This window comes from Nostoc sp. DSM 114161 (assembly GCF_052692665.1).
The window spans coordinates 4,220,756-4,233,429 of the sequence record NZ_CP195141.1 but is presented as its reverse complement, the minus strand read 5'-3'; the positions used below and the strand labels follow the sequence as shown (position 1 = coordinate 4,233,429).

Annotated in this window: 5 protein-coding genes and 1 pseudogene; 3 read left to right on the top strand and 3 right to left on the bottom strand. The window is 40.9% G+C overall.

Going from position 1 to position 12,674, the window contains the following annotated elements; translation table 11 throughout:
• Positions 1 to 140: 140 nt before the first annotated feature.
• The 3 genes from NSTC745_RS18350 to NSTC745_RS18340 all read right to left on the bottom strand — a co-directional run bounded on the left by NSTC745_RS18350 (position 141) and on the right by NSTC745_RS18340 (position 2,642).
• Positions 141 to 956 carry an SGNH/GDSL hydrolase family protein gene (locus tag NSTC745_RS18350; RefSeq protein ID WP_445638426.1) on the bottom strand — a complete coding sequence of 272 codons (816 nt, stop codon included), beginning with the start codon at positions 954 to 956 and terminating at the stop codon, positions 141 to 143.
• 571 nt (positions 957 to 1,527) lie between these two features.
• A complete protein-coding gene (locus NSTC745_RS18345) occupies positions 1,528 to 2,040 on the bottom strand; it encodes a GNAT family N-acetyltransferase (protein ID WP_445638425.1) in 513 nt (170 codons plus the stop codon).
• Between the two features lie 404 nt (positions 2,041 to 2,444).
• Positions 2,445 to 2,642: a hypothetical protein gene (locus tag NSTC745_RS18340; protein ID WP_445638424.1), complete on the bottom strand. Its 198-nt coding sequence runs from the start codon at positions 2,640 to 2,642 to the stop codon at positions 2,445 to 2,447.
• Positions 2,643 to 2,829: 187 nt separating this feature from the next.
• Here NSTC745_RS18340 and NSTC745_RS18335 point away from each other — a divergent pair, with 187 nt between their 5' ends.
• The 3 genes and pseudogenes from NSTC745_RS18335 to NSTC745_RS18325 all read left to right on the top strand — a co-directional run bounded on the left by NSTC745_RS18335 (position 2,830) and on the right by NSTC745_RS18325 (position 12,399).
• Positions 2,830 to 6,942, top strand: a complete 4,113-nt coding sequence (locus NSTC745_RS18335) for a non-ribosomal peptide synthetase (protein ID WP_445638423.1) — start codon at positions 2,830 to 2,832, stop codon at positions 6,940 to 6,942.
• A 256-nt stretch (positions 6,943 to 7,198) separates the two neighbouring features.
• Positions 7,199 to 10,474, top strand: a pseudogene (locus NSTC745_RS18330) (non-ribosomal peptide synthetase); the annotation flags it as partial.
• A 392-nt stretch (positions 10,475 to 10,866) separates the two neighbouring features.
• Entirely contained in the window at positions 10,867 to 12,399 is a 1,533-nt protein-coding gene (locus NSTC745_RS18325; protein ID WP_445638422.1) for a glycosyltransferase, read from the top strand.
• Positions 12,400 to 12,674 lie beyond the last annotated feature (275 nt).

The following is a 12,674-nucleotide window of genomic DNA, read 5'->3' as shown; positions in this document are numbered from 1 at the left end:
GGTCAGCTTATGTCCGAAACTATCCTTCAACTGCTATATTTCTTATTTTCCAAGAAAAAGGTTAACTTTCTGTGTAAGTGGAAATTTATGAAAACAGAATTCAAGAGCAGAACGCCTTCGCTCTACTCCTGAATTCTTGTTCATGGAACCAATATCGAATCAGAACGAATCATTCCTGCTTCTTGAATGGTTGTAAAAGCTTTTTCTCCTATAATGCGATGAGCCGCTGTTGTCGGATGAATGCCATCCCAGAACAAAAATTGCTCTGGATGATTACAGATACTAGAGCTAGATACACACGAACCAATGACATTTGTAAAACCAAATGCTGCTGGATTTGTTATTGCATCTCGGTATAAGCTGTTAGCATCTAAAGTCGCAATCTGAAGCTGGGGATTTTGTTGAATCAATACCTTGAGCGAGCGTCTTAAGCCTTGATTGTGTGCTTGTGTTAATGCACTCAAATTTACAGAATTAGTAGTGCTTCTTGTCGCAGGTAGCTGTCCCAAATCTGGTAAATTGGCTAACAAAATCTTTCGGACACCTATATCAGTTAGCAAGTTAGTTGCACTAATCAGATTGTTTACAGGAACAGTTGCATTGCTTACCCCCTGCAAATAATCATTTGCCCCTGCCCATAAAACATACAAATCATCAGAATTAGCCTTTTTTTGTGTTTGGGTAAATGACTGCACTTGGTTGAGTAAACTAGGTACATAACTATTGCTAGTACTGCCAGTGGTTGCTCCTCCGTAAGCAAAATTGTTAGTTTGTTTAGAGGAAAGATGCAAGCGATCGCTTAGATACTCAATCCATACTCGACCATTGGAGTAACGCCCCTGAAAATAAGTTGGATTAGGTGGATACATTCTTCCTGTCGCTTGGAATACCATTCCTGTATCTGAAAGACTATCGCCGAATATATACATTCCCGTGACAGTATGAGTTTTATCCATAAATTCTTTGTGCAAAACCATAGTCAAAATTAAAAGGGCAAACCCTGTTATTAAAAGCCAGTTTTTTCTTCGCATCAAACTTTTCTGTAAAGCTTAAAACCTACAGTTTTTACTGATAGTCTTAAACCTCTTGTTGATAGTTCTCGCTGTGAGTAAGGATTGAGTTTGTAATTAGCACTTCTCTAAGCTAACAAGCGGTTATTTTCGCTGCTGACTCAAACCGAATACTTTCTGGTGTGGATTTTGCTAATTGTCTTAAGCAAATTCCTCACCAAAACAGTGCTGAGGGTTGAGTAGGGGCGTACAGCTGTACGTCCCTACAGATTAAAGGGCTACATTCCGTTGTCAATTTAGCGTTAAACCCTTATAAAGATGTGATATTCAGTTCTCTCACTTCCCATCAAGATCCGCGTTACCCCACCCGGTTTTGTCTAAAGCCAAAACCTCCCCTCCCCTTAGCAAGGGGAGGGGTTGGGGGTGGGGTAAAACGATTGTGGGGCAATTTGAGCTTAAGTTGACACCAATGCACAGCTGTAAAGCCCCTACGATAACCTGTACCTAATGTGCTGTATCATTTGCACATCTCAGTTTCATGATCCCAATTTGCTCGGCTCAGGCGATAAACAAAGCACTCATCGTCACCAAATCTTCTATGTTCGATAAATTGGAAGCCAAGACGTTCATAAAAGCGGTGGGCGCGAGTATTACTAGCTAGGGGATCGATGAGTATAGCCGTCACAGATGAGTCTGCAAAACATCGGGTAATTGCTAACTGCATCATTTTCGTTCCATAGCCTTTGCCCAAATCTGTCTCTTCTCCAATCCAAATATCAATAGCACGAATATCCTCGGTGACATCACCCCAATACTTACTCTCCTCACGTGCTGGATCGATGATTTGGATAAATCCGATAGGACGATCGTCAATTTCAGCAATTAATTGCTCTCTCCAATCGGGAGTGCGTTCGAGTTCCACTTGCCAGTGCCAATCGTCGTTAGGATCTGAGGAAATCACATGAGGTTTTTCATCCCAGTATCGCAACAAATCCAAATCAGCAGAGGTAGCGGGGCGTAGGTTAATCACAACTTCTTTCAACGTCAAAATTGCTTTAGTTTAGATTCTAATTTTTGCATAAAGTTTCGGTTAAACTGCCAGTGGATAGTGCGCGTTTCTTCTAAATATTGGTTACGCAGCGACTTATGCACGTCCTACCTGTCGCCCGTTCCCTGTTTTTTGTGATTAGATTTTTGTATCCTCAAAATAAGTAAATCAATTTGTGAGGATAATTTTCTGCAAAATCTCAAATGTTATTGTCAGAGCAATACTGAAAACACGTTGCAGTCAAGGATGTAGCTTCTAACGACCCTGAAACGGAGAAATTGTTAGTCGAGAATGTGTTAGGCGAAAGCTTTTCTCTTGACGAACCTGAGTTCCTAATTAGAAACATTCAAAGGCAAGGTTCTCTGATGTTATGGGCTAGCACCTATTTATTCGCTTGGGATTTTGGGCTGTTGGTATTCCAGAGAAGTTAATTGTGGTTGTTGAAATTGGTACAGAGGACACTGCCTGTCAAGTTGGCATAATTGATACGCTACCATTGCCATGTAGAAACCAAATGTTCCAATTCCTAATAAAGACATTAAGCCTAAAAATTGAATGACATCTTTCAAGATTCTTTTAAGCATAATTTTGAGATTTTTACAGACGATTTATTGTATGTATACAAGCCATTGTCTGATGATTACGTTCAAGGACTTCAATAAATCTGAACTTTTCATTGTAAGCTTTCTTAGAGTAGCGTCCACTTTTAATAAATCGATGGGCTGAGAAAAAGTTTCCACAAATTCCACCAGAACTGTTTGCCATTTACTTATGAGTCAATATATTCTCACTAATCTTGCAGATGATGAAGAACTCAATTTTTCTGAAGAAGTCGAGGTTTTCGTTTTTCCTACTTCTTTCGCGCAGCAGCGATTGTGGTTTCTCGACCAGTTAGCACCTGGCAATCCATTTTACAATGTGTCAACAGCACTTCGGCTGAAAGGCTCGCTCAACTTCACCGCCTTAAAGCAGACATTCAACGAAATTGTGCGTCGCCACGAAACTTTACGCACTACGTTTGTGATGGTGGAGGAACCAGTACAGGCAGTTGCACCCAGTTTAACCATACCTCTTCCTTTAATAGACCTACGCAATTTCAAGAGCCAAGAACGTGAGACACAAGTGCAACAAATCGTTACCCAAGAGGCTCAATGTCCTTTCAATCTCACCACTGGGCCATTACTGCGAGTAAAGCTACTACAACTAGATGAAGCAGAATATATGCTGCTGTTAAATCTCCATCACATTGTTGCCGATGGTTGGTCAATTGGAGTGCTAATTAAAGAATTGGGAATATTATACAAAGCTTTTGTAGAAAATCAGCCGGCGTCCTTGCCAGAGCTACCCATTCAGTATGCAGATTTCGCCGAATGGCAGCGAGAGTGGCTGCAAGGTGTAGGCGCAAACGGCACTTCGCCATTACAAACTCAGTTAGCTTACTGGCAAAAGCAGTTAGACGGAATTTCAATACTCAATCTCCCCACAGACAGATTAAGGCCACCAGTTCCAACTTATAAGGGTGCAAAACAATTTTTGGAACTACCGCAAGATTTAACTCAGGCGCTAGAAGGATTTAGCCAACAACAAGGCATTACCTTGTTTATGACTCTGCTGGCAGCATTTCAAACCTTGCTTTATCGTTACACGCAGCAAGAGGATATTACAGTAGGTTCGCCTATTGCTAATCGCAACCATAGCGAACTCGAAGGATTAATTGGTTTTTTTGTTAATAGCTTGGTGCTACGTACAAATTTCTCAGGTAACCCGACATTTCGAGAATTATTAAATCGAGTGCGAGAGGTAACTTTAGGAGCATACAGCCATCAAGATTTACCCTTTGAAAAGCTGGTAGAGGAACTGCAACCAGAGCGAGATTTGAGCCATCATCCTTTTTTTGAGGTTGTATTTAGTCTTCAAAACACTCCCATAGATGCGGTAGAGTTACCTGGGTTAACACTTTCGTTATTTGAATTTGACAGCAAAACTGCAAAGCTTGATTTAGAGTTTCATCTGTGGCGGGACTTGGAAAGTTTGAAAGGGCAAGTAGTGTATAGCACGGATTTATTTGATGAGACAACTATTACTCGAATGCTGGGACATTTTCAAACGCTGCTAGAAAGCGTTGTTGCCAATCCAGAACAGCGGCTTTCAGATTTATCTTTGCTGACTGTGGAAGAACGGCAAGACTTATTAATTGATTGGAATGATACGAAAATAGAGTACCTACACAAATGTTTTCATCAGTTATTTGAAGCGCAGGTGGAAAAAACTCCTGATGCGATCGCACTAGTATTTGGTAACGAAAAACTCAGCTATAAACAATTAAATATCCGAGCGAATCAACTTGCACGTCACTTGCAAAAAATGGGTGTACTTCCTGATGTTTTAGTTGGTATTTGTGTAGAGCGTTCGCCACAGATGATAATCGCACTATTAGCCATCTTCAAAGCAGGTGGAGCATACCTACCTTTAGAACCAAGCTTACCTCAAGAGCGTCTTAACTTTATTTTAGAAGATGCAAGAGTTTCAGTATTGCTGACACAAGAAAAATTACTCAAGCATTTTGAAAACTTTTCAAATCCAATAGTTTGCATAGATAAAGATTGGGCGATTATTACACAACACAGCCAAGAAAACCCAACCACCTGCGTAACATCTGACAACCTAGCTTATGTTATCTACACCTCTGGTTCAACAGGAAAGCCTAAAGGTGTTTTACTACAGCATCAAGGATTATCCAACTTAGCAAAAGCTCAGATTCAGGTTTTTAACATCCAACCAAATAACCGCATTCTACAATTTGCCTCGTTAAGTTTCGATGCCTCAATTTTTGAGATTGTCATGGCACTACAAACAGGAGCAAGTCTTTATTTGTTAAATAAAGAATCGCTTCTACCCGGACAACCTTTGCTAAAATTTTTGCGCGAAAAATCTATTACTCACGTCACCCTGCCGCCAGCAGTGTTAGCAGTACTACCTACAGAATCACTTCCAGCATTGCAAACTATTATTTGTGCAGGCGAATCCTGCACCGATGATATTGTAAAACGTTGGTGTAACTCTCAACGTCGGTTTTTTAATGCTTATGGCCCTACTGAAGCAACGGTTTGGTCAACCGTTGCAGAAATTAAACCTCAGAGTGAAAAAATACTAATTGGTCGTCCTATTGCTAACACCCAAATTTATATATTAGATAAGTATTTACAACCTTTACCAATTGGAATTATAGGCGAATTATACATAGGTGGTGAAGGATTAGCCCAAGGCTATATTAACTGCCCAGAATTAACTGCTGAAAAATTTATTCCCAATCCTTTTAACGATAAAAAGGGAGAGCGACTTTATAAAACTGGTGATTTAGCTCGGTATCAAGCAGACGGTAATATTGAATTTTTAGGTCGCATTGATAATCAAGTAAAAATTCGTGGATTCCGCATTGAATTGTCAGAAATTGAAGCAGTGCTGAGTCAGCATCAAAGCGTACAAAAAGCAGTAGCGATCGTTAAAGAAAATGTTTCTCGCGATAAATACTTAATGGCTTATATTGTTGCTAATTTAGAAAACCACAATTTCGCGTCCTTACTAGGTAAATTTTTAAAAGATAAATTACCAGAATACGCGATCCCAAAAGCTTTTGTAATGCTAGATTTTCTACCGCTAACAGTTAGTGGCAAAGTCGATCGTTGTGCGCTAACAGCACTTGACATTCCGGCTAACTACTCAATAGATAAAACATTTATCGCTCCTCGTACTCCAACCGAACTAATGTTGGCAAAAATTTGGGCTGAAATCCTTAACGTTGACCGTGTGGGTATTCACGATAACTTCTTCGATTTAGGAGGAGATTCACTGTTAAGTGTACGCCTAATGAAGCGAATACACAACCAATTTGAACGCGAATTGCCGCTATCTACCTTATTTTTAAATCCAACAATAGAAAGTTTAGCAACTTCTCTATCCTCAAAAGCAGATTCTCTCCCGTGGTCGCCCTTAGTTCCGATTCAAACTGCTGGTTCTAACACCCCTTTATTCTGCATTCATCCGATTTTTGGTGTTGTTTTTCCTTATTACGAATTAGCTAATCATTTAGGAAAAAATCAGCCATTATATGGGCTACAACCTATTGGACTTGACGGAAAAAGTTCTCCACTAACTCGCATTGAAGATATGGCTAGCCATTATATTGAAGCATTACGTAAAGTGCAGCCCGAAGGCCCTTATTTTTTAGGAGGTTGGTCTTTTGGAGGTTGGGTTGCTTATGAAATGGCTCAACAACTGCAAAAGTCTGGCGAAGAAGTGGCTTTACTGGCTGTGCTTGATACTTTAGCACCAATTCCAGGAAATATACCTTCTTTGGGTAATGGTTTCAAGTTTATGCTGACTACAGTGGCGCGATATATATGGCCGTTTTTTCTTGATTATTTGTATTTAATTATCGCTATCAGCAAAGATAGAGTTAACAGTTTAACTTATCGGTGGACTAATTTTAATCAAATTGTGCGATCGCTCCAAACAAATCTCTTCTCTCATCTCACCCTGAAAGAGGATGCCACAGTCAACGTTATACCTAAAGAATCCAAGTTAAGACTTTTAAGCGAGTTAGCAATTCGTCCTATGCTTCGTGTTTTCTATGCCAATAGCCAAGCAGTTCTCAACTACGTTCCCCAAACGTACCCTAAAGGAATTAATCTTTTCAGAACAAAGGTTCAAAGCATTACCAAAGAAGATCCGAGTATGGGTTGGCATCGGCTAACTCTGGGAAAAATTGAAATTCATCATATTCCCGGCAATCATCTAACTATGCTAAGAAAACCCCATATCCAAATTCTCGCTGCACAGCTAAAAGCCTGCATCGAGAAAGCACAAAATTTAAAATCAGACTGACATACAAAACCTCTCTTCTCAACTCTTTCTCTCTGCGCCTCTGCGCCTCTGCGTGAGATAAATTCATATCAAAACTTACGCAGAAATTACCAAAAAGCTTAATTTATCCAACCGCCAAGACGCCGAGAACGCCAAGGATTTGTAGAGTGTGCATAAGTCCTGTAATAAGTAGGAAGAGATAATTAAATGTAAAATACAAAACTTTAAAACCCTGATAAAAACTAGCTTTTGCCTCCTGCCCCCTGCCCCCTAACATATGTCTTCTGAAGAAGTCTTCGTCTTTCCCCCATCTTTTGCTCAACAACGGCTGTGGTTCCTCGACCAGTTGATCCCCGGCAATAGTATCTACAATGTGCCGACAGTAATTCGCTTAACAGGTTCGCTGAACTTAGCCGCACTAGAACAAACTTTTAACGAAATCGTGCGTCGTCATGAAACCTTACGCACCACATTTATAGTGTTGGATGGGCAACCCTTACAGGCCATTACACCCACCTTAACAATACCTATTTCTGTATTCGACCTCCAGCAATTGCCAGCTGATAAACAAGAAGTTGAAGCAAAGTGTATTATTACCGCAGAGATAGAACATCCCTTCGATTTATCCTCCGGCCCATTGTTGCGAGTAATGCTGCTTGTGCTTTGTGAGACAGAACATATTCTATTACTGAATATGCACCACATTATCTGCGACGATTGGTCTATTGGGATACTGATTCAAGAATTGGGAACGCTGTACGCTGCTTTTGCACAAAACCAGCTTTCTCCTCTAGTAGAACTGCCTCTTCAGTACGCCGATTTTGCTCACTGGCAGCGCGAATGGCTGCAAAAAGAAGTACTTCAAAGCCAGTTAGCCTACTGGCGAGAGCAATTAAACAGTATTTCTATACTGCATCTGCCTACTGACAAACCAAGACCAACGATACAAAGCTATCAAGGAGCAACACAATTTCTAGAGTTACCAAAAAAGCTAATTGATGCATTAGAAAAGCTGTCACAGCAAGAAAGTGCTACCTTATTTATGACGCTGCTGGCAGCATTTAAAACGTTACTTTACCGCTACACATATCAAGAAGATATCGCGCTAGGTTCGCCAATTGCTAACCGCAACCGCAGCGAAATTGAAGGAATAATTGGTTTTTTTGTCAATAGTTTAGTACTACGAAGTGACTTATCTGGAAATCCTAATTTTCGAGAACTATTAAGCAGAGTCCGGGAGGTAACTTTAGGAGCATACAGCCATCAAGATTTACCGTTTGAAAAGTTAGTTGAAGAACTACATCCAGAGCGAAACTTGAGCCAACATCCACTATTTCAAGTGGTGTTTGGTTTTCAGAATGCGCCAATGTCAGCACTAGAGTTGCCTGGGTTAGTACCTAGCTTTATGAATATTGATTTGAAAAAAACGCGTTTCGATTTGGAACTGCATTTGTGGAAGTGTTCGGACGATTTTAGAAGCTTATGGGGTGGAAGCTGGGAATATTCTGAAGGTTTGCGAGGTGTAATAGTTTACAACACAGATTTGTTTGAGAGAGCCACCATTAGCCGAATGCTCAAACATTTTAAAACTCTGTTATCAGGGATTGTTGCAAATCCAGAACAACGAGTTGCTAATTTACCATTATTAGATGAATTTGAGCTACATCAAATATTAATGGAATGGAATAACACCCAAGCAGATTATCCTCAAAATAAATGTATTCATCAATTGTTTGAAGAAAAAGCACAGCATTATCCTGATTCTATAGCAGTAAACTTTGCTAACGAGCAACTCACTTATCAAGAGTTGAATACTCGCAGCAATCAACTAGCACACTATTTAAAAAAATTAGGAGTAGCTTCAGAAGTTTTAGTCGGCATTTGTATTCAACATTCTATAGAAATGATTATTGGGTTGCTGGGTATTCTGAAAGCAGGGGGAGCCTATGTTCCATTAGACCCCAGCTATCCCCAAGAACGCATAAATTTTATGCTGGAAGATGCTCAAGTTTCAGTATTACTAACACAAGAAAACTTGCTTGAGCATTTTCCAGATTTCTCAAATCAAATTATTTGTATAGATAAAGATTGGAAAATTATTAACCAAGAAAAGGAAGACAACCCTAAAAGCGATTTAAATAGCGATCGTTTAGCTTATGTTATTTACACTTCTGGTTCTACAGGAAAACCCAAGGGAGTGGCTATACCTCATAAAGCTGTAAATCGATTAGTGTGTAATACGAACTATATAAAATTATCACCATCTGATATAATCGCCCAAGCCTCAAACACTTCTTTTGATGCAGCGACGTTTGAGATTTGGGGAGCCTTACTTAATGGCGCTCAACTTGTGGGAATTAGTAAAGATGTAACTCTTTCGCCTCACGAATTTTCATTACAGTTACGAGAGAAAGGTATTAATGTTCTGTTTTTGACTACTGCCTTGTTTCAACAGATTGCTAGAGATGTTCCCCAAGCTTTCGCAACCTTGAAATCTTTACTATTTGGTGGCGAGACTGTCGATATAAGATGGGTTAAAAAAATTATCAAATATGGTGCGCCAAAGCATTTAATTCATGTTTATGGCCCGACAGAAAATACAACATTTTCTTCTTATTATTATGTAGAAAAATTAGCAGAATCAGAGACATATTTACCTATTGGTCGTCCGATCGCTAACACAGAAATATATATATTAGATAAGTATTTACAGCCTGTGCCGATTGGCGTTACTGGCGAATTATATATAGGTGGAGAAGGACTGGCGCGAGAATATCTCAATCGCAGTGAATTAACTGCTGAACGCTTTATTACTCAAACTTTTAGTAATAAACTAAAAACACGCCTTTATAAGACGGGTGATTTAGCTCGGTATGGAATAGATGGCAATATTGAATTTTTAGGTCGCATTGACAATCAGGTAAAAATTCGCGGTTTCCGCATCGAATTGTCAGAGATAGAAGCGGTGTTGAGTCAACATTTAGGAGTGAGAGAAGCTGTTGTCATTGCTAGAGAAGACGTACCTGATAATAAATATTTAGTGGCTTATATTGTTGCCAACGACGAACAAATACCGAGCCAAAACGTACAAACCTTTGCGTCGTTAATTCGAGAATTTTTGAAATCAAAGTTACCAGAATACATGATTCCAAAAGCTTATGCGATATTGGAATCTTTACCTTTAACACCTAATGGCAAAATCGATCGCCGTGCTTTACCCACACCTGAGACAATTACTTTCAATTATCAAGATTTCGTGACACCGCGATCGCAACTTGAAGAGTTACTAGCAGAAATTTGGGCTAAAGTCTTGGGAAAAGAGCAAGTAGGCGTCCGCGACAATTTCTTTGAATTGGGGGGTCATTCTCTGTTGGCGACTCAGCTAACTTCCCGCATCCGTGACACCTTCCAAATAGATTTGGCTGTACGCAATTTATTTGAAGCGCCAACAGTCGAACAACTTGCTAAATACATTGATGCAAAGTCTTGGGTAGCTAAAGCTAGAAGTAAGGCTGAAACTATAGCAAAAGAACGAGAAGAAGTGGAATTTTGAACAACGCCGAAATTAGCGATCGCCATACAATAGACTTCTTGCAGAAGTCGGGAAAAGGGGGAAAGGTTTGTTATTTTCCCTTTCCCCTTTAACCTTTTCCCACCTCTTACAAAAAGAACTTTTGCAAGAGATCTAATTTATGCCATCCGGTATATGTACGTCAGGTACAGTACCGATTAATTTAAACATAGGAAAAAATGCGCGGATAAGCTGGGTTTAAGCTGAAGGGAACCAATAAAAACCCTTTGACTTATTTGTCGATCGTATTTATGTACAGCCTGATTGGTTGTGTTTTTCAGTCTTGGGAGTTTTTAACAAGCTCGCTAAGGTGTTGTGCTGCCGTTTTTGGCAACAATCTCTAGTAGAAATCAACCTGTATTAGGAAGTGGGCGATGCACATTGGATTTCTTAACCCTCAAGGCAATTTTGATTCTGCCAATAGCCACATAACGAAACACCCAGATTTTGGGGGCCAGCTGATCTATGTTAAGCAAGTCGCTATAGCCATAGCTCAGCAGGGACACAAAGTTGATATCATTACCCGTCAAATCATCGATCCAGAGTGGGCAGAATTTGGCGAAGCGATCGACACCTATCCAGGGGTCGATAACCTCCGCATTATCCGCTTACCAGCCGGGCCAAAAGAGTTTTTGCCAAAAGAGTTATTGTGGACTCATCTGGTTAAAGATTGGATACCCAACATTCTGCAATTCTATCAGCAAGAGGGTGGCTTACCCGATGCTATGACTGCCCACTACGGTGATGGAGGACTGTGCGGTGTTTTGATTGAGCAAGAGGCAGGCATACCATTTACCTTTACTGCTCATTCTCTCGGCGCTCAAAAGATGGACAAACTAGAAGTCACCCCGGAGAATGTTACAGAAATAGACGAGCAATTCCACTTCAAATATCGCATCTTAGCCGAACGCTTGAGTATGAATCGCTCGGCTATCAATATCACCAGTACGCGGCAGGAACGCTTTGAACAGTATTCTCACCGAGTCTATGGTGGTGCAGTGGATGTAGACAACGACGATCGCTTTGCAGTGATTCCACCAGGAGCAGATTTTTCGATTTTCGGTGCAAAAGCGCGTTCCGAAAACGAAGAGGCTACCCAAGAATTCATTCAAGAGCGATTGGCGCGAGATATTGCCGAGTCACGTCGAGAGTTGCCAGCGATCGTTGCATCCAGTCGATTGGAACTGAAAAAAAATATATTAGGGCTGGTGCAAGCCTTCGCTATGAGTCCAACACTCCAAGAACGAGCTAACTTGATCTTAATTACAGGGGGACTCGACGATCCTTTACGAGAGCCGACTACTGACGACATGACCGAAGAAGTATTAACCCCCATTCGGGAGGTCGTCAAAGAAAACGACCTGTGGGGAAAGATCGGTGCATTTGGCTTGTCAGATCAATCTCAAGAGTCACTGGCAGCAACATATCGATTTTTGGTTAAACGCCGCTCGGTATTCGCCTTGACCGCACTCTACGAACCCTTTGGACTTGCTCCCTTAGAAGCAGCAGTAGCAGGTTTACCGGTGGTAGCAACCAAGAACGGCGGCCCTAGCGAAAGCTTCCAGCAAGGAAATAAGGAATTTGGCGTACTCGTCGATCCAGAAGATCCTGCTGATATTGCGCGGGGTTTGGAGCGATTGTTATGTGATGCCAACGAGTGGGAGTATTTTGCCCAGGCTGGTCAACAACGGGTGTTAAAGAAATACACTTGGGAATCTACTGCTGAAAACTACCTGAGTTTGCTTGAGGAGATTGTGTCTTCACCAGAAACCCATCCCCGTCCCGAACTCCTTCCCATCCATCCCTACTTCTTGAATCCAGAATCCCAGGCTGATGTTTCTTTGGAAGAATTGAACGACCTCTACTTTGGATCTAACCAAAGGTTACTAACTACCTCTAGCGTTTAAATAACCTTATTCCTCGAAGATCCGCCCAACCCCCCGATAAATTGGGGGGCTTATAAGTAAGTGGACACAATTATTTAGAAGACGCATTTCGACCCTTCTCTACGAGAGGCTTCGCCAACGGCAAGCTCAGGGCATCGCTGCGCTCAATGCTCGAACCTTGAGAAAATGAGGGTTGAGTTTCGACTACGCGGAAGTTGAGCGTAGCCGAAACTCAACTTCAGCGAAGTCGAAACCCGGCAACCTCAAGTTAGGTTTAATTTAGTCCTTCTACTTAC

Coding starts and splice junctions, on each gene's coding strand:
- NSTC745_RS18350 (WP_445638426.1), bottom strand. CDS start 956: ATGGATAAAACTCATACTGTCACGGGAATGTATATATTCGGCGATAGT.
- NSTC745_RS18335 (WP_445638423.1), top strand. CDS start 2,830: ATGAGTCAATATATTCTCACTAATCTTGCAGATGATGAAGAACTCAAT.
- NSTC745_RS18340 (WP_445638424.1), bottom strand. CDS start 2,642: ATGCTTAAAAGAATCTTGAAAGATGTCATTCAATTTTTAGGCTTAATG.
- NSTC745_RS18325 (WP_445638422.1), top strand. CDS start 10,867: ATGCACATTGGATTTCTTAACCCTCAAGGCAATTTTGATTCTGCCAAT.